Source organism: Desulfosporosinus sp. HMP52, assembly GCF_000765145.1.
In the GTDB taxonomy this organism is placed as follows: Bacteria; Bacillota; Desulfitobacteriia; order Desulfitobacteriales; family Desulfitobacteriaceae; genus Desulfosporosinus.
This window is the reverse complement of sequence record NZ_JMGA01000039.1, coordinates 62,939-86,138: the sequence shown is the minus strand read 5'-3', so window position 1 is coordinate 86,138 and position 23,200 is coordinate 62,939. Positions and strand designations below refer to the sequence as shown.

The window sequence follows — 23,200 nt, the reverse complement described above, 5'->3', positions numbered from 1 at the left end:
TGATATCTTAGTTCTTTGAGCCGCTGTAACCAAGTATCTCTCTACTCAAAATGCACAGTACAATAATTATACATTATTTTAAGATAACTTCTAATCATTTATTTGATTACCATTTACTATGAGATTTTTCTTTGTATTTAAATTAAAAACTGCATGCAAATCAACTACTCTTAAGTAATGTTGATATATGACATTTAAATAACGAGGATATATTTAGGGATAAACTCATAATACCGCTTGCATTTGGGATTACTACTCGTATAGAATCTACTAAATTAAACTATTGGAGGTTACACATGAGTAGGTGGAATGTTTATGTTACGAATGAAATACCCAAACCGGCACTTGACATGCTAGAAGAATTTTGCGACATGGAAGTCAATCGTACTGGCAAGGTTCTTGAAAAGTCCGTTCTGTTAGAAAAGGTTAAGGGCAGAGATGCTGTTTTAAGTTTACTTACTGATCCGATAGATGCTGAAGTTATGGATGCAGCTAAGGGAGCTAAGATCTTTGCCAATTATGCGGTAGGCTTCAATAACATAGATATTCCCGCCGCTACCGAACGAGGGATTATGGTCTCTAATACTCCTGGAGTGCTTACTGATACTACAGCAGAGATGGCCTGGGCGTTATTATTCTCTACAGCACGAAGAGTCGTTGAATCTGATAAATACTCGAGAATGGGGAAATATGAAGGCTGGGGACCGATGCTTTTTCTAGGGCAGCAAGTAATGAACAAAACAGTTGGTGTCATTGGTGCCGGAAGAATCGGATTGTCATTCGCCAAAAGAGCAAAGGCCTTTGATATGAAAGTACTCTATTCTGATGTTGCGGCTAATCCTGAATTCGAAAAAGAAACAGACGGTCAATACGTTAGTCTGGAGACTCTTCTCCAAGAATCCGATTTTGTTTCAGTTCACACTCCACTTCTCCCCGAGACCCATCATTTGTTAGGCGAACGAGAGTTTAAACTTATGAAGAATACTGCAATTCTGATTAATACCTCCCGCGGCCCCGTAGTGCATGAGGCAGCACTGGTCAAAGCTCTGCAAACTGGTGAAATATGGGGCGCGGGACTTGATGTCTATGAGTTCGAGCCGGAATTTGCTCCAGGTCTCTTGGAACTGGACAATGCTATAGTATGCCCCCATATCGCCAGTGCTACTTTTGAAACCCGAACAAAGATGGGTATTATTGCTGTAACTAACATCTTAGCGGCGATGAGAGGAGAACTTCCACCGACTTGTTTAAATCCCGAAGTATTTAAGAAGAATTAGTAAAGGAACTAAAATAAAACTTACGCGAAAGAGGTGTTTGAAATGAAAAATGTATTTGCAGATAGAATGTCTTTACTGGGTACAGAAACTGCTTTCGAGGTTTTGGCAAAAGCCAAAAAATTAGAAGCCCAGGGCAAAGACGTGGTTCATCTGGAAATTGGCGAACCGGATTTTGATACTCCACAGAATATTATTGATGCCGCCTGCCAGGCCCTTACCAGTGGATATACTCACTATACACCTGCTCCCGGCATACCTGAAGTCAGAGAAACAATTGCCCAATATATCAAGAAGCAAAAAAAAGTTGATGCGTCTGCTGAAGATGTAGTAATCGTACCCGGTGGAAAACCAATTATGTTTTTCTCTATTATGGCAACGGTTAACCCCGGAGATGAAGTTATTTATCCCAATCCCGGCTTTCCCATCTATGAATCCGTTATTCGCTTTGTCGGTGGAACACCGGTCCCTATCCCTTTGCGTGAAGAAAATCAATTTAGATTAGATGTTAATGAGCTAGCCCAATTAATTACCCCCAAGACAAAAATGCTCATCATAAATTCTCCCGGAAACCCTACCGGTGGAGTTCTCACCAGTGATGATATTAAAGCAATCGCCGATTTAGTAAGAGGAAAAGATATCCTCGTTCTGGCCGATGAAATTTACGATCGAATCGTGTATGCTGATACTCCTCTGCTTTCAATAGCATCTTTACCTGGTATGAAGGACTGGACCATTATATTGGACGGGTTCTCTAAAACCTACGCCATGACCGGGTGGCGATTAGGTTATGGGGTTATGCACCCCGAAATAGCCGCTCGAATTGCTCAACTGATGGTTAATTCTAACTCTTGCACTTCTGCTTTCACTCAAATGGCCGGTAAAGAGGCACTCACAGGGCCCCAAGGTGAGGTTGAAAAAATGGTAGCGGAGTTTAAGAAACGCCGTGATATCATGGTAAATGGTTTAAACTCTATTTCTGGAGTAAGCTGTCTTCTACCCGAAGGTTCCTTCTATGTATTCCCAAATCTCAAATCCTTCGGAAAAGATACAAAGGAAATAGCTGATTACCTCTTAAATGATGGGGGGGTCGCTTGTCTAGGCGGTACTGCCTTTGGTTCCTATGGTGAGGGGTATCTGCGTTTTTCCTACGCAAATTCTGTAGCTAACATTGAAAAAGCTTTGGAGCGCATCGAAACTTCTTTAGGTAAAATCCGCTAGTAAACTCTTATATCATAAGAAGCCGCTGGGCAACCCAGCGGCTTCTTTCTGTATTCAACTTAATGTACAAGAGCGAGAATCTTGTCCTTATTGAAGCCCACAACAACTTCTTCCCCTACTAAGAAAGTAGGGACACTATTGATGTTCCGCTTCTGCAACTCTAACAAAGCTGCTTCATCATTACTGATATTCTTCTCTTCAAAGGGAATATTGTTTTGCGACAGAAACTTCTTCGCTACTGAACAATAGGGTCAGGTATTGTTCGAAAACATAGTGACATTTTTCATTGTCATAACCCTCCTTATTTTTAATGTTTAGTATTGCATTAATTTAAGTTTTCATTCTCTATAATTTTTTTAAGTCATAGAGTTTATAATACTCATATACAAACGTCATATGGGTAGATGCTTCGTCTTGAACCAAAGACTAAGGAGGCTTACAAAAAATTGTTAAAGATCGCTTTATGTCAACTTCCCGTTAACCCCAATAAACAAGACAATCTAAAACAAGCCGCTATAATGCTTGAAGAGGCTTCTGCTGCCGGGGCCCAGCTTGCAGTTTTGCCTGAAATGTTTAATTGTCCATATGACATACATTGTTTCCGTGACTATGCGGAAGTCATTCCCTCGGGGGAAACAACAAAGGCTCTCTCAAAATTGGCGCGCTCCTATGGTCTTTTTCTTATTGGGGGTTCCATTCCTGAACTTGTTGACGAACTTCTCTATAATACAAGCATCGTCTTTAATCCCCAAGGAGAGATTATTGCCAAGCATCGCAAAACACATCTATTTGATGTATGCGTCAAAAATGGGATCAAATTTATTGAATCCGAGGTTCTTTCTCCGGGAGACTCTGTAACTCTGTTTGAAACTCCTTGGGGCAAGTTCGGCCTGGAAATTTGCTATGATATTCGCTTTCCGGAATTGACTAGGAGAATGGCTAAAGAGGGGGCACGTCTAGTCATTGTCCCTGCCGCCTTCAACATGACTACTGGTCCGGCACACTGGGAATTATTATTCCGCAGCCGTGCCCTCGATAACCAGATCTTCATGCTGGGCACATCCCCAGCCCGAAATCCTCAAGCATCCTATATCGCCTATGGTCATTCCATAGCTGTTAATCCATGGGGACAAGTAATTGCTAAATTGGATGAAAGGCCGGGGATTCTCTTAGCAGATCTGGATTTTAGTGAAATTGAAGAAGTTAGAGAGGCAATTCCGATTTTAAAGCAGCGTCGAGAAAATCTCTATTGAAATTTGATAATCATCTAAACTAAGCACAGAAAACAAAAGGTACTCAACACATACTTGACATCAAAAATTCCGAGAAAGTAAAAAATCCTTTCTGCGCCTCTTGTAAGGTACAGAAAGGACCTTGTTGATCTGATACTATATTAGCATATTATTTGCTAAATACTTGAGCAGCTTCTTTTACAACATCTTCAGGAAAATTGACTCCGATAGTGGTTGCAGTGTCTTTATTGAGATATATCTTCATGTCTGACATGGTTCTAACAGGTATTTCCCCAGGATTCTTCCCATTTAATATCTCTACACCCATATCGGCGGTCTCTTTACCCAGAACACTGTAATCTATGCCGTATGTTGCCAATCCTCCATCTTTGACCAATGAATCAGCTCCAACATAGACCGGTATCTTGGCATTATTAGCTATCTGGGCTACCAGTGGCATCGCCGTGGCTACTGTATTGTCATTGGGCACGAAAATGACATCAACTTTTTCGACTAGAGATGTAACAGTCTGTTGAACATCTGCAGAACTGGTTACGGTGGACTCAACAATTGTTAAGTTATTTTTGTTTGCATATTCTTTCAAGCCCTTGATCACGATTAAGGAGTTCGTTTCACTGGAATTATATAAAGCACCGATTGTTTTAAAATTCGGGGTAATGCGCTTGGCCAGCTCCAATATCTTTTCCGCTGAAACGGCATTAGAAGTACCAGTCACGTTTCCTCCCGGCTTTTCCAGATTAGTAACCACTCCAGACCCTAAGGGGTCCGCGCAAGCTGCAAAGAGGATGGGAATATCCTTCGTTTGACTTACGGCTGCCTGTACTGAGGGCGTGGCAATAGCAATAATCAGATCATACTTATTGTTAACAAATTTACTGACAATTGTCTTTAATGTAGATTGATCCCCTTGGGCATTTTGATAATCAATGGCAATATTTTCCCCATCTTTAAACCCTTTTTCACTTAACTGAGTAACGATTGATTCCTTGATAGTGTTCAGGGACGGATGTTCAACAATTTGCACGATACCAATGTTCTTCTTAGCTGCAGTCTTGTCAGGAGTTTCTGTTTTACTGGGTGAACAGGCTGTTAGGGATAACACTAAGGTCATGGTCATTAACACTGAGATCATCATTTTAGCCAATTTTCTTTTCATAAATAATTCCCCCTTCAAAATAGATAATTCTCTGGCAACTGCATTTGTCTATTCTTCTTAAGAATAGACCGGTGAAACAGAAAAAATAAAACGCCTATCCTAAAATAAGGACAGACGTTAATCTGCGGTACCACCTTAACTGATGCATAAATATACATGCATCCTCTCATGCAGAGTGCCAACACACCCTCAGCCCAATAACGCTGGCTTTGCGTTGGTAACTACTAAAGCATGGTGCTTTTTCGTTCCACCCTCTGAGGCCCATTTACCCGCTCCGTTACCTGTCAAGCTTCCACCCTACTCGACTCTCTGTGAGGTTGGTCATGCGGTTTTACTTCCCCATCTACGGTTTATATGATAATAACACCCACATGCCAATAATTCAATACCTCGCCAAAAATATTTCTCATACCTGCATTCATTCTTTCTAAGAGATAATCGGGAATGTACTTCCGCCGTGAGGCATTATGTAAACGAATTGCGGCTGATTCCCAAGGATTTGCCTGGCTAATTGCCAAGCTCCTTCTATTGAAGAAGCTGAAAGCATCTTCATCCGTCTCACCACATCATCTGTCAGAGAACTCACTAAGATGACCGGGGTCTTTCGGCAAATGCTTGCTGTTCTCAAACTTACAAAACCGGGCATTGTAAAGTCGGCATGAAGTCTGGCACTCATCTCCTCAACATCACCATGATTAAAAAACTCCTCAAATGGCCGAGAACCGATCCCATCTGAGCATTCACTAACCAGGATAATGACTCCGCCCTCTCTAACTGCATAGGTTGCATTATCTAAGGCCTTGATAGATTGGTAAAGCTGGGTATCTTTAGGGTATCCCCCACTTGAAACAATAACTAAATCTGCTTTTTCTTTGATTTCTATGCCAAAGATTTCTTCGGTTACACGACAGCCCGCTAAATGTGCCCGCTCTAACTCACCCGCCGCAATATGAACAAACTCTTTCTTTTCATTAACCACAACATTCAGGATAAAATCTGCGCCAACGAGGCGAGCGATCTCTAACATATCTTCGGCAACCGGATTTCCTTCCATTTTTCCGGTCTGAATGTTGGGATTAAGTCCTGAAGGTCCTGCATCTTTCAGTGCGAGAGAATGGTTTTTTTGAATCATTTCATAGCCGCAAACACCGGGGGCAATTGACTTACGTCCCCCGCCAAATCCTGCTAACAAATGATAGGCAATTCCTCCTGTTAGAATTACTTTATCCGCTTCCCAGACCCGGCGATTTACTTTTATCGGAGTACCCGCCGTTGAAAATCCTAAATCAACTAAGTCAGGTGCATTACACTCATGATCATAAATTGAAACTCGCTCTAAAACCTTTTTTCCACAAATAGCTGTGTGTTCTTCCACAGTTTGCAAACGGTGATCTCCCGTTGCCGTAACAATGGAAATATCCTCATCTGGCACACCAGCCTCATTAAGCACATCAAGCAAAATAGGTAAAAGCACATCTGTCCTTACCCAAAGCCGAGTAATATCACTAACGATGATTACTACTCTGTCACCGGGATTTACCACCTCTATCAGCGGAGCAGTGCCAACAGGATGCGCTAATGCCTCCCGAACAGCTTTTTCAATATCTACTATTGGCTGACTAGCTTTAGCTTCAATCTCCCGAACCTGAACTGAATCCGGCAGCTCAAAAGACAGTATTTCTTTTCCATAGCTAAGTTTAAAACTACCCAAGGCCCTTCCCCCCTATACCCCCAAATTTTTCGTTATCCTTCGCTGCTTAGATTCATAAGCCATCTCGATTAGTTGTGCCGTGTGCATCACTTGTACCGCAATCCCCTGTCGGTTAAGACCGTCAGCGATATGCATCCGACAGGCCGAACATCCCGTTACTAATAATTCTGCCCCTGTCTCTTTGATTGTGTTGACTTTATGGTCATTGATTTTAGTCGAAAGTTCGTAGTGATATAAGCTAAAGGAACCCCCACTTCCGCAGCAGGTATCCGCTTTGTCCATTTCCTGAAAAACCACTCCTGGGATACTTCTAATAATTTTCCTAGGTTGAGCTTTTACTCTTAGCCCTCGAGCAAGGTGACAGGGATCATGGTAAGTCACCTTTAACGGTAAATGTCCCATTTTATCTTGGAATCCCTCTAGAGCTACTACTAATTCTGTAAAATCCTTGACCCTAGAGCCAAGTATCTTGGCCTTTTCTAAATAAATCGGATCATCCTGGAATAATTCAGCATACTCTTCCTTTAAGCTCAGACCACATGTGCCACAGGCCACCACTACCGAGTCATAGTTCTCTTTCAGAAGAACATCGATATTGGCCTTAGCCATTGTTTTTGCCGTTTCATAGTCCCCATTAATGCGAACCGGAGTACCACAGCAGTTTTGCAGAGGCGGAATTCTAACTTCTACTCCATTTCTTTTAAGAACATTGATAACTGCACGGCCAGTATCTGGGTAAATATAATTAATCATACATCCCGTAAAAAAGGCCACCTTCATTTTTGCTTCCGGGACGTTCACTACTTCAGGATACAAACTTTTAAAGGTTTTCTGAGCCAGAGGAGAAAGAAGTCTCCTCTTATCTATTCCCAGGGACATTCTGGGCAACATTCCTTGCCCTTCAGGCCCTTTTCGAAAAACAAGGCCTTGAAAAAATCTACCCGTTCGCATGCCCGTATCGAATATCCACCGATTTTTTAATACCAAGCGAAAGACTAGGTTCTTAAGGGGAGAGAGTCCTTTCTTTTCGGTAATCTCTTTGCGAGCTGCTTCCACAAGCTTGTCCACTTTCACCCCGCTAGGACAGTTTGCCACACAGGCCTTGCACATTAAGCATAAAGACATTTTATCAATTAAACCTTCTGTAAGATCTAAGTCTTTATTTATAACTCCCCGTATAAGCTTAACTCGTCCTCTGGCAACCGTAGATTCCACTTGTAACTCCTTAAAAACAGGGCAAACATTTTGGCAAGCACCGCACCGAATGCACCGGATAGCTTCATTCTGCCAAGACTCTAATGAACGGTTCATTCTATCACGCTCCAAACATTACGCCTGGGTTCATAAGATTATGTGGATCAAGGGCCTGTTTAATTTGACGTTGTACCGCAAGTCCTGCTTCACCGGTTTGTAAGGTTATAAATTTAGATTTTGCCCGGCCAATACCATGCTCACCACTTAAGGATCCACCCAATTCTACGGTGACAATAAAGATCTCCTTAATCGCCTTTTCGACCCTTGCCATCTCTTCAACATTTGTCTCATCCGTTAAGATTGTGGCATGCAAGTTTCCATCTCCGGCATGTCCCAGGATTGCAATTATAAGGTCATATTTAGCAGCGATTGCTTGAATACGGCTAACAGCGGCAGGAATACTGCTTCTGGGGACTGTAGCATCTTCTCCAATGATGGTAGGTCTAAGCCTAGATACCGCAGCGAAGGCCGAGCGCCGGGCCCGCCATAATTCCTCGGCTTCCATTTGTGTGCTTGCTATCCGTATTTGAACTGCTCCCAGTCCCTTGCAGATTTGCTCTATCTTTCTAATTTGCTTCCCTAATATTTCCGAATCTCCATCTACTTCTATTAAGAGAACTGCACCGGCATCGGTAGGCAGCCCGACCTGGGCATACTCCTCGATATTCCTGATGTAGATGTTGTCCAACAATTCCAGGGCACACGGAATCAACCCGGCAGCAATGATTTCAGAGACAGTCTCACAGGCTTGAGCAATTTCAGGAAAAACTGCCATCATAGTATTCTTGGCTTCCGGTAAAGGAATAAGTTTAACAATAATTTTTGTTATTACACATAAGGTTCCTTCTGAACCTGTGAATAATTTCGTCATATCATAACCGGTTACATTTTTCATGGTTCTTCCGCCAGTGTTAATAACTTCTCCTGACGGAAGCACTACCTCCAGACCAATGACGTAGTCTCTAGTTACTCCATATTTGACACCACGCGGCCCTCCAGCACATTCCGCTACATTGCCCCCCATGGTGGAGAAAGCTTGACTGGCTGGGTCAGGTGGATAAAAAAGTCCCATTTTCTCAACTTCACTCTGTAATTGAGCGGTAATTACACCCGGCTCAACTACCGCAATTAAATTTTTGCGATCAATTTCCAGTATCTTGTTCATTCTCTTAAGCACCAAGATTATACAATCTCCTAAAGAAACGGATCCTCCACTGACATTTGTTCCTGCACCCCGTGGTACAATGGGAATTTTTTCCTGATTGGCAAGCTTAATAATCCGGGCTATTTCTTCAGTGCTTCCCGGATAAACAGCTACTCCAGCCAAGTCTGTATTAAGATCTGCCTTCACAAATGAAGCATCATAAGTATAACAGTATAGATCTTCTAGAGCAGTGTATATATTATCTTTCCCCACAATTTCACTTAGTCTCTGAATAGTCTCAGGTCTCAAACTAAAATGCCTCCTTTATTTAAGCCCATAAAGCAGGACTTCTCCCTCTATTGACCTTTCTACATCCCCAGTATGTACTAAATGCTCTAAATGTGATAAGGCCTCTCCGGAAGCAAACCACTTTTGAGAAGAAGGAAAGTCCGCCCATTTCTTATGACTTAAATCCCAGTGCATAGATGCTGCCATTTCAACAGGTGTCTTCCGTCCATCTCTTAATATAGCTCTAATCTCCTTGAGACGTTCTTCGTGATGAAGCAAAAGCTCACTTATTCTTCTTCTGTGATCTCTAATGATTTTTCTATGAGCCGTGAATAGATAAGCGATTTCATACTCAAGTACTTTTTCTAGACTCTTGAAATAAGTCCCTAAAATATCTTGTTCGAATCCCCAAAAGGTTATATTCGGAGTTATTTCATCAAGAATATGATCCCCACCGAAAAACAGCTTATGCTTTTTCTCATATAAGCCGATGTGTCCAGGTGTATGCCCCGGTATCTCTACGACTTCCAAACAATAGTCACCAATAATCAGTTGATTTCCTTCGTTTAACGGGTCGTATTCAAGAGGCTCAGTCCTTTTAGTACCGAATTCTTTGCCAAATTTTATGGGATTTTCCCCTTCAAATCCTAGAAGTCGATTAAGTGATTTAAAAAAACTATCCCTCTGGGATGTTTGATTGGAGATTTCTCCATCGATTTTGCTAAAATACACCGTTGGCACTCCCAGCGCTTTAAGAACATGGGCCAAACCTGAATGATCTGTATGCATATGAGTTATGAGTAGCTCTGTCTTCTTTAAGTCAAGGTTTAGTTCCTCTAGACCCCTCATCAACTCATTCTGGCACTCTGGCGTATTGAAGCCTGTGTCAATGACTAAATTTCTGCTTTCTGATTTTACGATATAACTATTAATTGATTTCAAAGGGTTTTTAGGGAGAGGTATTTCGTTCAAAAATATGTTAGGGTAAACTTCAGTAACCATTATAAAGCCTCCAGATCTAGTAAACTGCTTGCCCATTTAATTCCCAACTGTCTTTATCCATTATACCTCGTTTAACTATCAATGTAACTGTTGGAACTCTGAGTATTGAACAAGGGCACTAAAAACAGCAACCCTATAATATACAAAACTCCAGCCGCTTCATACATAGCAACCAATGTAAACATTTCTTTAAGCACTCCAGCCATGCTCATAGTTAAAACCATAGCCCCAGTATACAAAGGCATCAAAATTCCGTTGACTCTTCCAATAAACTCGTTGTCTGAGTTTTGAAGCATCATCATATTGATGCCGATCATAATACAAGGAAGGACTAATCCCATTAATAGATGAACCAAATAGGTTAGCCACGGAAACGTAGAAAAACCACAAATCGCTAAACCGATTGCCGAGATAAACATCCCAAAGGCCAATAGTTTTTGTGGTGAAATTGCTTTTGCAAAAATCATGACCATGATTCCACCGACCAGCATCCCTAAGCCATTAAAGGTCATCAGCCATTGCAGGCTCTCTTTTGGTAAACCCAGTCGTTCTGTGATCAAAAAGATTCCTAATGGTTGAACAAGTCCTCCTCCTAAGCCCGCAGCCAAGAAGCATAGACCTAAAAGGGTCAGAGTTTTCTTCGCCAGCACATACTGAATACCGGCTTTCATTTCTTGACGAAGAGTTGTGACGGGTTTTTGAAGAGCGCTTACACTGTCTGCAGGAAGGAATGTTAAGGAACCTGCTGAGAGCAAAAACGCCAGTCCCATAATAGAAATCGAAACCATAATCCCAAACTTATGATAAACAAAGGTGCCCAGAATCGGCCCGAGAATCATAAAGATTGTAAAGATGGTTTGATAAATTGACATTACAGCTTGAATTCTCTCCGGAGGTAAATGTTCCTTGATTAGCTTCATACCTGAGGGTTGGGAGAACTGGGATAAGATAGCGGATATAATAGTCGTAAAAAAGACGGCTTTCCAGGTACCAAATACCAGTGTGCCCAAGACTGCAAATACTGATATAGCACTTAGAATATCACACCAAATCATTGTTCGCTTTGGACGCCAACGATCTGCAAAGGTTCCACCGATAAAGGAGAAAATAAAAATCGGAGTATATTCGGCTACGGAAATCATCGAAATAGCAAGTGCATTACCCTTTGTCTGTTCCATCACAAAAAGTAAAACTGCAAAATTTCTAACCCATATTCCAATTTGCAAGAAAAGCGCAGACCCTAAAATTGCTTGCACTAGTCGATTGCCAATTAAATCTAACATAAAAACCTCCTGCCCATTATTCTTGGACAGGAGGTATAGTCATTTCAATACAAAAACATATCGCACCCTCTAAATACACCCAGGTATATATCCTTTTAGCGATGCGATCATTTGTCAACTAAAAATGCTCATACTAATCCTATCCTAGAAAAACACTCGTCATATTAACAAGAATTTCATTTTTGGAAATAAGAATTAGTAGCGCATTATCTTTTTCTTCACCCTTTCTTAAGGAACCCAATTTAAGGCTATACCATTTGGGAAACTTAGTCAAGATCATCGCTAAAACATTCTTTTCATAATTGATATTGAGAATGTCGCTGCCTGAAACGAACTGTAATCTATGCCTTCTGACCGGTGTAAATAAAGATAGCATCTCTCAGGAACTCCGCAGCGCCTGGTTGCTTCTCATCATAGTATGCTGTAAATCTGGGATCATCCACATACATCTGGGCAAGTCCTGCATGGGCTTCTTTTGAATAACTATCCCATGTATAGCATAGCCACTTTCGGTGTAAATCTGCTGTTTTTTGGGCTAGTTCTCCCGCTGGATCACCCGTTCTAAACGCCGCATACAGCAGTTCATTGATCTCTTTAGCAAGCTTTGTCATTGCGTCGTATTGTTCTTGAGTCATCCCTTTGAATTTTTGGTTAGACTTATTAACTGTATCGTCTCCATACTTCTCACGAATTTCCTGTCCATACTTCGCTTCATTATCATCTACTAACTTTTGCTTAAAGCCTTCAAACTTTTCTCTATCCGACATAATAATTCTCCCTTCGTTTAAGGCGATTGTTTTTTCAACATTGGCAATCAGCACATTTAATTGCTCTTTTTTTTCGAGCAGTTTCTCACGATGTACTTGCAGTGCCTTTAGTCCGTCAAAATCAGGTTCCGTTAAAATGGTTTTAATATTGTCCAGACCCACACCCAGCTCTCGATAAAAAAGGATTTGTTGTAAGCGATCCACTTCAGTTGATCCATAAATGCGATACCCTGAGGAATTAATTCTTGCCGGCTTGAGAATTCCTATTTCGTCATAATATCTTAGAGTACGAGAACTGACACCTGCCAGATGACTTAATTTTTGCACTGTGTATTCCACGTGATCACCTCCTGATGAATGCACTATACACCTTTACGTAACGACAATGTAAATAGCTGAAATCAAATTTTTTAGTGTGTTTTCAAATATTAGAATTTCTTTTTGAGAAAATCAATGATTGATCCTGTAACAACCCCTCCGACGAAGCCTGAAAAAAACATTAGCAATAGGATTAGACTTGCCAAATCTTCAAATCCATTTATGTTCTTAGTGTTACTTGCGGTATAAAAATAATATATTCCGAATAATAGACATAAAAGCGCTGGCAAATATTTAATGGTTTTTTTAAGTGATAGTTTCCAAAGAAGAATTGTTAATCCTGAAGAAGCCAATGCAATTCCTATTAACAATAAAATCAATCTATTCATATTATTCTCTTATTCCCTTCTATTTTTCTTGTTAACATTAAATACAAAATTGGTACCTTAAAATTCTACAACCCTATTTTCGATGAATATTTTCTTTATTTAGATTAATATTTATACTCGATTTAAAATGCAATTAACTTAATATATTTATACATTTTACCTGATATATTAGTATTTAAACTGATTTAACTTCAATATATGCTATATTTTACATTTTTTTCTACTCAAAGTTAACGTTTGAATGCTTAACTTCAAAAAATGTTGAAACACCTAAAACATCTTTAATTTGATCCCTCCCGAGATTCCCCGACGCCTTCAATCTGCGTCAACTAAACCATATTAACTGTATGAGAATCCTAGAAATTTGAATCACAAATCAGAATCTTAAGCAATTGTTTTAAGTTCAACGGCAATGATTATATTTTCAAAACACTTATATTTTTTTTTAGTTATTCATTAGTGAAAATAAACTCAATTTATTGAAAATATTTTTGATTTAGTATAATATAAGACTACGTTCTTCCCTAAGTTTCATTTTGGCCAGGTGGTATGATAGGTAAACCATTCTACTGTTCTGATTATCTGATTGGTTCCTATTGCAGAAGGAGGTTGGTGCTTAAACTAAATATCGTGAAAAAAGGAATTATACTTTATTTATCCAAAAAAATATGAGGAGGTTTCGAAATGAACACTGGATTATTAGCGGTTCTTTCCCTACTCCCTATCGCAGTTGTGGCAATCTTTCTTGTAGGGTTAAGATGGCCTGCAAGTAAGGCTATGCCGATCTCTTATTTTGTAGCTGCAGCACTAGCACTTTTTATATGGAAAATCCCTGGTGCCCAGGTAGGAGCTGCAACTGTTAACGGAATTATTACTGCTGGTACATTGTTATACATTATTTTTGGTTCCATTCTTCTTTTAAATACGTTACAAGAAAGTGGAGCAATTCAAGCCATTCGCCGAGGCTTTACCGGAATTACTGCGGATCGAAGAATTCAAGTTATTATTGTTGCCTGGCTCTTTGGTTCCTTTATTGAAGGTGCATCAGGATTCGGTACTCCTGCTGCAGTTGCTGTTCCTTTGATGGTCGGACTTGGCTTCCCAGCTATGGCTGCCGTTGTTGCTGGAATGATGATTCAAAGTACTCCTGTATCCTTCGGAGCTGTCGGAACACCTATGCTCGTTGGAGTAAGCACAGGACTCAAAACTCCTGAATTACAAGCTTATGCTCAATCTTTGGGATATACTGACTGGAATGCATTTATCGGATTTGGCATTGCTACCAAAGTTGCTTTCCTTCATTTTGCTGCCGGTGCCTTTATCCCCCTCTTCGTTGTTGCTTTCATGACTCGTTACTTTGGTAAAAACAAATCTTTCAGTGAAGGACTCAAGATTTGGAAATTTGCACTTTTTGCCGCCTTCTCCATGACGATTCCTTACCTAGCTGTTGCTAACTTACTCGGTCCTGAATTCCCTTCTATGATAGGTGGACTAACAGGTTTAGCTATTGTTGTTACCGCTGCTAAGAATGGCTTCCTCATGCCTAAAGGCGAAGCTTGGGATTTTGAAGAGAAATCAAAATGGGATCCTTCTTGGACTGGTTCCATCGAGATTAAGGATATCTCTGCTAAGACTAGAATGAGCGGCTTAATGGCTTGGATGCCTTATGTTCTCGTTGGCTTATTCCTCGTTCTTACAAGACTCTCCTTCTTACCCTTCTTAGGTTGGGTTAAGAGCTGGAATGTTGTCTGGCCTAAAATTTTCGGAACAGGAATCACTGCCTCCTTCCAGCCACTGTATTTACCAGGTACTGTCTTTATTACAGTCTCCCTCATAACCTTCTTCATGCATAAAATGGATGGCAAAGCCTATGCCAGAGCATGGAAAGGCTCAGCTAAAACCATGCTTGGAGCTGGTTCAGCCCTTATATTCACTGTCCCCATGGTTCAAGTTTTCATGAATTCAAAAGGTGGCGCAGCTGGTCTCGATAGTATGCCGATTGTACTAGCTGAAGCTGTTGCTGGCTTAGCCGGATCCGCATGGCCAATCTTTGCACCCCTAATTGGTGGACTTGGAGCTTTCGTAGCCGGAAGTAACACTGTTTCCAACATGATGTTCTCCTTGTTCCAATTCGGAGTAGGTGAACGCATCGGAGTCGATCCAACCTGGATTGTAGCTCTACAAGCCATTGGTGGTGCTGCAGGTAACGTTATCTGCGTACACAATGTTGTTGCCGCTGCAGCCGTTGTTGGTCTCTTAGGTAAAGAAGGTTATGTAATTCGTAAGACCTTGGTTGTATTCTCATATTACGCCTTACTCCCAGGTGCTCTCGGTTACTCAATCCTTTATACTGCTCAAAGAGGATTCTTCAATGCAGGAACTATTATTGTTGCTCTGATTTGGGCTGCTGCAATCTATATTATTGCCTCCAACAATGGCAGACTTAAGAATCTTCCAAACACACGGATATCTGCATAACTAAAACTCGTTTAAATAAAGGCTGGGCCAAGTAATTGGCTCCAGCCTTTGTTCATTTATAAGACATATCATGACGGCTCGGGTCTATAACTCGAAGATAACTTACAGGGGATGATCTGCGGCGAGCTTAACTCAACTAATTTGCCATCTACAAAGTCATATTGTTGACAAAAAATTTCCGTGTACTTATACCAGGGATTGGGGTTTCCTCCAAACACAAAATTCCCAAGACTGTAGACTATACATCTTCCTTTATAATTCTCGTATTTTTGAATCACATGGGGGTGATGCCCGAGGACTAAATCTGCACCTTGGTCAATAGCCAGTTGGCCAAGCTTACGCTGAACTTGGGTTGGAAAATACTTGTTTTCTTGACCCCAGTGAAAACTAACAATTATCATTGAAGTTTTTTCTGCTTTTAGAGTTTCAATTTGAGTCTTTAATTGTAAAATGAGGTTATCTATATTAATCCCCTCTTCGATTGGCCCTAAAGTATTTAAGCCTATTAGCCCAATTTTTACCCCTTCTTTTTCATAAACTGTCACTTTTTGATCACCAAAACTTGAAATTTTTGCATGATCTAATGTTGCTACTGTGTCTTCATAACCTTTGGTTAAAAAATCCATGCTATGATTATTAGCTAGGTTTACTGCTTCGACACTCCCATCTTTCAAGATAGCTGTGTAATGCGGATTCCCCTTAAAGAAAAATGCCCGAGTTCCTTGCGAACTCTTATTTGGTTTGTCAGTAGCTTCAGTCAAAGAACCCTCAAGATTAGCGATGGTCAAATCATCTCCAGAAAGGATATTTTTTACCCCCGAGAAAAAATATTCCGGACCTTTCAGAGTATAATGTTGATTAAAACTGCCTTCATACAAAAAGCGTTCATCTTGCCCTAATGTTACATCTCCGATGGCACTAACTGAAATTCTAACCTTATTATCGATAGTTTTTAGGGAAGAGTTTTGTTCAATAGCAGTAACAGGTTCATAAATATCAAGATCATCAAAATGCCACCATTCACTTGATAAGGCCTTAAACCCATTCTTAATCATAACTTCTTTTAAATACCTTGCATTTTCATTATCATTGACCCTAGCTGCTTGCTCTGTAAAATCGTCAAATCCTGTAGGCATAACTAGCTCATTCCCCTGATTATCTATTAAGGTTAAATCCACTGCTGAACCCCGAGAATGACTAGAATAACCCTTATATGGGTTTGCAATAAAACGAGAATCCGGAATCAAATTCCACAAAGCAAATTGTACTTCAGGGCTCCTGTAGGCATCCCATATCTTCAAACGGTAGCCCTTTTTCTCTATCTCTTCAGCAACTTTTTTAAGTTTTTCAGCGGTACCCAGACGCAGCTTTGCCGCAGGACTTTCGTAAAGTTTGCTGTGGGTAAAATTATCTGCTGTTGCATACTTAATGTCTAATACCACACTAGGAACGATCTGTTGGACTTCAACGAACTTAGACTTATTTTCTTGGCTAGGTGAATATCCAAGGGTCTTGGTCGCTTGAACCTGACCTGAATAACCAAACACCAAAACTAAAATAATGAGGTAAAGCAGAAAGCGGTATAACATGAAACTCCCCCCTTTGACTTACAGTTAAATCTAACTATAAAATCTCCAGAAAGGAGTCTTGTTATCTCAATTACCAACTTGTAAAATAGTGCTCCCATTCCTCCAATGGGGATTTATGTAAGAATATGTCTTAAAGTTCGATTGAAATTGCCCGAACCGGGGACCCATCTGCTTGTTTATTCTTTATTGGCATAACGCTTAACAGAAAAGATGCTCTAGGATCAATTGAATCTAAGTTAGTAAGATTTTCTATGATTACGATGTTCTTTTCTAAGAGAATTTTGTGAACTGGAAATGAGCTGCTTTCTATATCATCAATGGATATAGCATCAATCCCTATGCCTTTTAAAGCAAATTGGGATAACCATTTGGCCGATTCTTCCGTTAAATAAGGGAAACCTTTGTAGTATTTAGGATTACCCCAATATTTACTCCAACCTGTTTTTAAGATTAGAAAATCTATATTTCGAATGGTTTCCTCATGAGAAATAATACTTTCAATGTCTAGCACCTGGGTGTTCGACCTCGAAAAGTCAAGAATGATCGCAGTTCCTATAAACTTATCAATTGCAAATTCATCTAAATATGAACCATTCTGATGCATGTGAGCAGGTGCATCTATATGGGTACCGGTATGTGAGTACATTGTAATCTTTGCTTCTAAGAATCCATCCTTTTCTAAGGTATTTGCCCTCTGAAAAGTTGGTTGTTCTGTCCCGGGGAAAACAGGCATACTTGAATGAATGAGATGAGATAAATCAGTGACTTTCATGATTTCCTCCTTGTCCTTATGGTTAAAACTCATGAACTAATATATCCTTACCTTTCCCCAAAGTAAAGTCCCTAACCTTATTAATTATAAGAGGATTTTTTGACTGTATATTGCGCCTAAAAAAGCTGGAAGCACGTTCAGCGATTCCAACTTTTTTAGCTGCTATTTCACTATCGATTCTTAAATACAGGTTTTCTTTTCTCTGCAAAGGCTGTACAGCCCTCTCTAAAGTCTTCAGACGACCAGGCCAAGACTTGATATAGAGCCTCTAACTCTGCCTGCTGATAATAGTCATTTTTGGCTGCTTCTCGCATGAGCTTTTTATCCAGGCCAACTGCCATTAGTGGTTGCAAGGCTAGCCTTTCTGCCCACCTGATTGCTTCGGGCAGACACTCCTCGTGGGGAACAACCTTATTTATTAGGCCCAACTTTTCTGCTTCCTCAGCATTAATGATTTTTCCATACCACAATAATTCTAAAGCTTTATGATAGCCCACTTTCTGAAATAAAAAGTGTGAGGCTCCACTATCCGGACAAAATGCTATTTGCATAAACGTAAAACCCATACGGGCTTGATCAGAAGCAATAATTAAATCGCAGGCCATACAGGCAGCTACGGAAGCTCCGGCTACAACCCCATTGAGTGCGGCTATGACTGGTTTTTTTAGTTCATAAATAGCAGTTACCAGGGCACCTGACCCGTCATAAGTCTCCTTAGCGCTGATAGGATCTTTCATAGAGGCTAACTTGGTAATATCTCCTCCACTTGACCACCCTTTGCCAGCTCCGGTTATTATTAGTACTCTAATCAGCTCATTGTCTGCTGCTTCTTTGCAGGCAGCCTGAACATCTGAACAAAGCTGGTCATTAACCGAATTCATTGTTTCAGGTCGATTTAATGTAAGAATCGCTACTCCGGTCTCCATTATATCCAGCTTAACCGTTTTCCACTCCATATCGTCTTTCCACCCCTCTTAAAGCTAATTTCTTATTGACCAAACATTGAAATATGAATCGCTATTCATATTCTGATAAATCAAAATTCGCCGAAACTTATAATAATCCTCTATTTGGACACAAAATATTTCTGAGGCAAGCAGAGACGTAAGATTAACCTACTTGTGATCGGTAACCTTACCATTACCGATTGCGAAATAGGGACTGTCTTGCAAATGTCTGAGTTCACATTGTAAGACAGTCCCTCTATTTATCAAATAGTTTGATGCTTCTTATTCTACTCTAAAGCTCAACCTAAGAGCATTCTGTCGTTATCCAGCTCAGCTCCGCTGCGCTTTTCAAATTGCTCAATTAGGCGATCCACAGTCATATCTTTTCTTTCTTGTCCTTGAAGATCCATCATAATCTGACCTTCATGCATCATGATGGTCCTTGTTCCATATTCTAAAGAAGCTTTCATATTATGGGTAATCATCAGAGTACAAAGGTTTTCCTCCGAGACAATTTTACGGGTTAAGCTCAAGACCTTGCGGGCTATGGTTGGGTCCAGGGCTGCAGTGTGTTCATCAAGAAGCAGCAGACGGGGTTTAATAATTGTGGCCATTAGTAGGGTAAGGGCTTGTCTCTGTCCTCCTGATAGGAGCCCCACTTTGTGCTTAAGCCTATTTTCCAGACCCAGATCCAATAGTTGTAGTCGCTCCTTAAAAAGGTTAATATCCTTTTTGGACACTCCCGCTTGTAGTCCTACAGATTTCCCCTTAGCAAAGGCAATAGATAAGTTCTCTTCAATGGTCATATCATGAGCAGTTCCCCTTAAAGGATCCTGAAATACTCTGCCAATATGCCTTGACCGTTTATACTCCGGTTCAAATGTAATATCTGTGGAGTCCAGAGTAATCCTGCCATTATCAATCTCATAGACGCCGGAAATACAATTCATAAGGGTTGATTTTCCCGCTCCATTTCCACCGATAATGGTTACAAATTCTCCTTCCCCCAAGGATAGATTCACATCCCTTAGAGCAAGTTTCTCATTGGTGCTTCCTTTGCTAAATATCTTGCTTAACGACTCAACTCTAAGCATGAGGTTATTTGCTCCTTTCATGGGGTGTTTTCGACATCTTCCGTTTCACAACTGAAAGGCGCTTTTTAAAAACTGGCATAGCCATTGCTATTGCCACAATCACGGCAGAAACAAGCTTAAGGTCAGTAGGAGGCATACCAAGTTCTAGAGCAAAGGCGATAATTAAGCGATAGAGAATTGAACCTAGAATAACCGCCATGAGCCTTCTTAAGAGTGAACTTACGCCAAAAACAACTTCTCCAATGATTACTGAAGCCAAGCCAATAACAACCATACCTATCCCCATGCCCACATCCACAAAGGATTGTGACTGGGCAATCAGGGCACCGGCTACCCCAACTAATCCATTGGAAAGAGCTAATCCTACCAAAATTATGGAGTCAGTATTCACTCCCAAGGCTCTTACCATTGCGTCATTATCCCCTGTCGCTCTTAAAACAAACCCCAGCCTGGTCTTTAAAAAGAGAAACAGTAGAAAGAGAATTAATAATAAAACCGCTAAAGAAAACCCCAATTTATTATAGTCCCTAAGAATCTCTTCAAAGGGACTAAAGACGGTTATCTTATTGATCAAAGGAATATTCGCCCTGCCGCCCATAACCTTCAGGTTCACGGAGTACAAAGCCAACATGGTCAGAATACCCGCCAAAAGCGGCTGAATCTTTAGTTTGGTATGAAGCAAGGCTGTTATAGCTCCTGCTCCACACCCGGCAATAAATGCCGCCCCTAAGCCTAAAAAAGGATGCCCATTTAGACTCATGACCACAGACACTGCCGCCCCAAGGACAAAACTTCCGTCAACACTTAAGTCAGGCATATTAAGGGTTCTAAAGGATATAAAAACGCCTAATGCCATTATTGCATAAATTAATCCTAATTCCAGAGAACCCATTAACACCATGACACTCATTCTTTTATCCCCTTGTTTCTTAGTTTTCAAATACCTGAGCAGCAGATTTCAGCACATCTTCAGGCAGATTAATTCCGATTGCTTTTGCTGTTGAATTATTGAGATAAATGTCCATATCCTTCATGGTTTTTACTGGAATATCCCCAGCTTTTTTCCCTTTCAAAATCTCAACAGCCATAGCTCCGGTTTCTTTACCCAACACTTGATAATTAATTCCGTAGGTCGCAAGCCCTCCATCTTTAACCATAGAATCTGCGCCAACATAAACTGGTTTCTTAGCTTTGTTAGCAATTTGAGTTACTAAAGGCATAGCGGAGGCCACTGTGTTATCAATAGGAGAAAAGAGAACATCAACCTTATCAGCTAAGGATGTGACTGCTTGCTGTACCTCCGAAGAGTTAGTCACAGTAGCATCAATCACCGTCATATTGTTCTTCTTAGCATATTCTTTTAACTCATTAACCACAGAAACCGAGTTTGTTTCACTTGAATTATATAATGCCCCAATTGTTTTAAAATCAGGAGTAATGCGCTTACTTAACTCCATAATTTTTTCTGCTGATACGGCGTCCGATGTGCCAGTAACATTTCCGCCCGGTTGTTCCATATTGGTAACCAACCCGGATCCCAGCGGATCCGTACAAGCTGAGAAAAGAATAGGTATATCTTTCGTCTCACTAACGACTGCTTGCGCTGAGGGTGTTGCAATAGCAACAATAAGGTCATATTTGTTGCTTACAAATTTTTGAGAGATGGTTTTTAAATTTGTTTGGTCACCTTGGGCATTTTGATAGTCAATAGTAATCGATTCACCATCTTTATAGCCTTGAGCCTTTAACTCTTCAATTAATGAATCTCTGATAGTGTTCAGGGATGGATGTTCAACAATTTGTATAATACCAATTTTCTTTTTCGTATCGGTGCTGCCAGTATTTTCAGTTTTACTGGGGGCACAAGCTGTTAAGGATAACACGAGAGCCAGAGTCATAAAGGCTGAGATCACTACCGCTAATGGTCTTTTCATAGAAGATACCTCCCCATTTTTAATTAAATAATTTATTTGAGGGTTCCTTCTCTGCACGCATCATTCGAGTCGCGATTCCAAATGATACGAAGTGTGGACACAAAACAAAACGCCTATCCTTAAATAAGGACAGACGTTAATCTGCGGTACCACCTTAGTTGATGCAAAAATGCATCCTCTCCTGCAGAGTGCCAACACACCCTTAGCCCAGTAACGCTGGCTTAGCGTTGGCAGCTACTAAGACCTAAGCCTTTTCGCTCCACCCTCTGGGGCCCATTTATCCGCTCCATTACCTGCCGAGCTCCCACCCTTCTCGGCTCTCTTTGAGGTTGGCCATGCGGTTTTACTTCCCCTTCAACGGTTTATATAATCATAGCACTCTATCAAGGGGATTTCAAGAGTCTGTTTTTGGTATGTAGCTGTTCTATAATAATTTACTTCTAAGGATATTTTTGATAATAATAAAAATCTCAGAGGAGAATCGGATAACTGATGTAGAATAATAACCGAATATTAACCCCTGATATGCGGAAGATGATAGAAACCAGTTAGTCTTTACGCGTTAATTCTTCCTATGACATCTCTAATTAGTCTAGCAGTTATCCCCCATATTACCTCTCCCGCAACTCTATAGACAAAAACATTGTTCATTATATTTCCCCATGGCCTTGTATACCGCTCAGGCAATCCCAATTCTTTGGTTGGAAAAAGAACAATCTCTTCTCCCGCTTGGTTAATATAGGATGGATGAGCAGTTATACTTACCTGATAAAGCTCGGGTTCATTGTTTTCAAAATACGAAACGGGCACTGAAAAAATTCTCTCTACTTCATCAGAATTTATGTTCAACTCATCAAGGCTACTTATATCAAGAACCCCTAGAAATGCGTCAACAGTAGTACCCATTATAGATATAATAGTGTCAAGGGGGCCTATAACACTGATTTTTTCTGGAGAAACACCTAACTCTTCAACAGTCTCCCTTAAAGCTGTCTCCTTAAAATCTGCGTCCTTAGTGGGATCAAATTTTCCGCCAGGGAAACAAATCTCCCCACCTTGTCGAATCGATGCTGATCTTTTTTGGAAGACAAAATGATACTCTCCATTAACAGGCAATAGTAGCGCTATAACTGCAGAATTAAAAAACTCTTCTTTGCCATTTATTCCGGGTAATGCCGGCCACCTTTTGATTAAATCATCTAATTTTGATTTATTCATGATCTAATACACTTATCCTCTCACGAAAAGGCTATTTCGAAAGTTACTGCTTCTTGCCCCTCAAGAAACAGTGTTTACGCTTCCACAAAATGTAGTAATTAGTTTTCT

At 40.6% G+C, this 23,200-nt stretch carries 19 protein-coding genes and 1 other annotated feature; of the genes, 4 read left to right on the top strand and 15 right to left on the bottom strand.

What is annotated here, in order from left to right; all coding sequences use genetic code 11:
* Window positions 1-296 precede the first annotated feature (296 nt).
* Together DP73_RS14965 and DP73_RS14960 are read left to right on the top strand one after the other, a co-directional pair.
* Window positions 297-1,277 carry a D-glycerate dehydrogenase gene (locus DP73_RS14965; RefSeq protein WP_034600527.1) on the top strand — a complete coding sequence of 327 codons (981 nt, stop codon included), beginning with the start codon at window positions 297-299 and terminating at the stop codon, window positions 1,275-1,277.
* Between the two features lie 42 nt (window positions 1,278-1,319).
* On the top strand, window positions 1,320-2,495 hold the full coding sequence (locus tag DP73_RS14960; RefSeq protein ID WP_034600526.1) for a pyridoxal phosphate-dependent aminotransferase: 1,176 nt from the start codon (window positions 1,320-1,322) through the stop codon (window positions 2,493-2,495).
* 59 nt (window positions 2,496-2,554) lie between these two features.
* On the opposite strand, the gene DP73_RS22685 is transcribed toward DP73_RS14960, so the two are convergent.
* On the bottom strand, window positions 2,555-2,782 hold the full coding sequence (locus DP73_RS22685; protein ID WP_014901744.1) for a glutaredoxin family protein: 228 nt from the start codon (window positions 2,780-2,782) through the stop codon (window positions 2,555-2,557).
* A 159-nt stretch (window positions 2,783-2,941) separates the two neighbouring features.
* On the opposite strand from DP73_RS22685, the gene DP73_RS14955 reads away from it, so the two are divergent.
* Window positions 2,942-3,748, top strand: coding sequence for a carbon-nitrogen hydrolase family protein (locus DP73_RS14955; protein WP_034600525.1), 807 nt, complete (start codon window positions 2,942-2,944; stop codon window positions 3,746-3,748).
* A gap of 148 nt (window positions 3,749-3,896) precedes the next feature.
* Here the strand turns inward: DP73_RS14955 and DP73_RS14950 are convergent, their stop codons facing one another.
* The 7 genes from DP73_RS14950 to DP73_RS14920 all read right to left on the bottom strand — a co-directional run bounded on the left by DP73_RS14950 (window position 3,897) and on the right by DP73_RS14920 (window position 12,692).
* Complete coding sequence (locus tag DP73_RS14950; protein WP_034600524.1) at window positions 3,897-4,904, bottom strand: ABC transporter substrate-binding protein; 1,008 nt, start codon at window positions 4,902-4,904, stop codon at window positions 3,897-3,899.
* 427 nt (window positions 4,905-5,331) lie between these two features.
* Window positions 5,332-6,615, bottom strand: coding sequence for a nickel-dependent lactate racemase (gene larA / locus DP73_RS14945; protein ID WP_034600523.1), 1,284 nt, complete (start codon window positions 6,613-6,615; stop codon window positions 5,332-5,334).
* Window positions 6,616-6,627: 12 nt separating this feature from the next.
* The gene (locus DP73_RS14940) at window positions 6,628-7,926 is read right to left on the bottom strand and encodes a (Fe-S)-binding protein (protein WP_034600522.1); all 1,299 of its coding nucleotides are present in this window, start codon (window positions 7,924-7,926) and stop codon (window positions 6,628-6,630) included.
* Between the two features lie 4 nt (window positions 7,927-7,930).
* Window positions 7,931-9,322, bottom strand: a complete 1,392-nt coding sequence (locus DP73_RS14935; RefSeq protein ID WP_034600521.1) for an FAD-linked oxidase C-terminal domain-containing protein — start codon at window positions 9,320-9,322, stop codon at window positions 7,931-7,933.
* A gap of 15 nt (window positions 9,323-9,337) precedes the next feature.
* Entirely contained in the window at window positions 9,338-10,303 is a 966-nt protein-coding gene (locus DP73_RS14930) for an MBL fold metallo-hydrolase (RefSeq protein WP_034600520.1), read from the bottom strand.
* A gap of 71 nt (window positions 10,304-10,374) precedes the next feature.
* Window positions 10,375-11,586: an MFS transporter gene (locus DP73_RS14925; RefSeq protein WP_052090701.1), complete on the bottom strand. Its 1,212-nt coding sequence runs from the start codon at window positions 11,584-11,586 to the stop codon at window positions 10,375-10,377.
* A 341-nt stretch (window positions 11,587-11,927) separates the two neighbouring features.
* Window positions 11,928-12,692, bottom strand: coding sequence for a MerR family transcriptional regulator (locus DP73_RS14920; protein WP_034600518.1), 765 nt, complete (start codon window positions 12,690-12,692; stop codon window positions 11,928-11,930).
* Between the two features lie 1,052 nt (window positions 12,693-13,744).
* Between DP73_RS14920 and DP73_RS14910 the strand changes: the two genes are divergently transcribed.
* Entirely contained in the window at window positions 13,745-15,538 is a 1,794-nt protein-coding gene (locus DP73_RS14910; RefSeq protein ID WP_034600516.1) for an L-lactate permease, read from the top strand.
* Window positions 15,539-15,606: 68 nt separating this feature from the next.
* Here the strand turns inward: DP73_RS14910 and DP73_RS14905 are convergent, their stop codons facing one another.
* From DP73_RS14905 to DP73_RS14870, 7 genes are all read right to left on the bottom strand, one after another.
* Window positions 15,607-17,127 carry a CapA family protein gene (locus tag DP73_RS14905; RefSeq protein ID WP_034600515.1) on the bottom strand — a complete coding sequence of 507 codons (1,521 nt, stop codon included), beginning with the start codon at window positions 17,125-17,127 and terminating at the stop codon, window positions 15,607-15,609.
* Between the two features lie 130 nt (window positions 17,128-17,257).
* Window positions 17,258-17,899, bottom strand: coding sequence for a cyclase family protein (locus DP73_RS14900; protein ID WP_034600514.1), 642 nt, complete (start codon window positions 17,897-17,899; stop codon window positions 17,258-17,260).
* Between the two features lie 170 nt (window positions 17,900-18,069).
* Complete coding sequence (locus DP73_RS14890; RefSeq protein ID WP_014901730.1) at window positions 18,070-18,855, bottom strand: enoyl-CoA hydratase/isomerase family protein; 786 nt, start codon at window positions 18,853-18,855, stop codon at window positions 18,070-18,072.
* A gap of 290 nt (window positions 18,856-19,145) precedes the next feature.
* Window positions 19,146-19,940, bottom strand: a complete 795-nt coding sequence (locus DP73_RS14885; RefSeq protein WP_034600512.1) for an ATP-binding cassette domain-containing protein — start codon at window positions 19,938-19,940, stop codon at window positions 19,146-19,148.
* A gap of 4 nt (window positions 19,941-19,944) precedes the next feature.
* Window positions 19,945-20,850 (bottom strand): ABC transporter permease, encoded by a 906-nt coding sequence (locus DP73_RS14880; RefSeq protein WP_034600511.1) that lies wholly within the window; start codon window positions 20,848-20,850, stop codon window positions 19,945-19,947.
* A gap of 19 nt (window positions 20,851-20,869) precedes the next feature.
* Window positions 20,870-21,874 carry an ABC transporter substrate-binding protein gene (locus tag DP73_RS14875; protein WP_034600510.1) on the bottom strand — a complete coding sequence of 335 codons (1,005 nt, stop codon included), beginning with the start codon at window positions 21,872-21,874 and terminating at the stop codon, window positions 20,870-20,872.
* 122 nt (window positions 21,875-21,996) lie between these two features.
* Window positions 21,997-22,241: a binding site (T-box leader), on the bottom strand.
* Window positions 22,242-22,429: 188 nt separating this feature from the next.
* On the bottom strand, window positions 22,430-23,092 hold the full coding sequence (locus tag DP73_RS14870; protein WP_034600509.1) for a CoA pyrophosphatase: 663 nt from the start codon (window positions 23,090-23,092) through the stop codon (window positions 22,430-22,432).
* Window positions 23,093-23,200 lie beyond the last annotated feature (108 nt).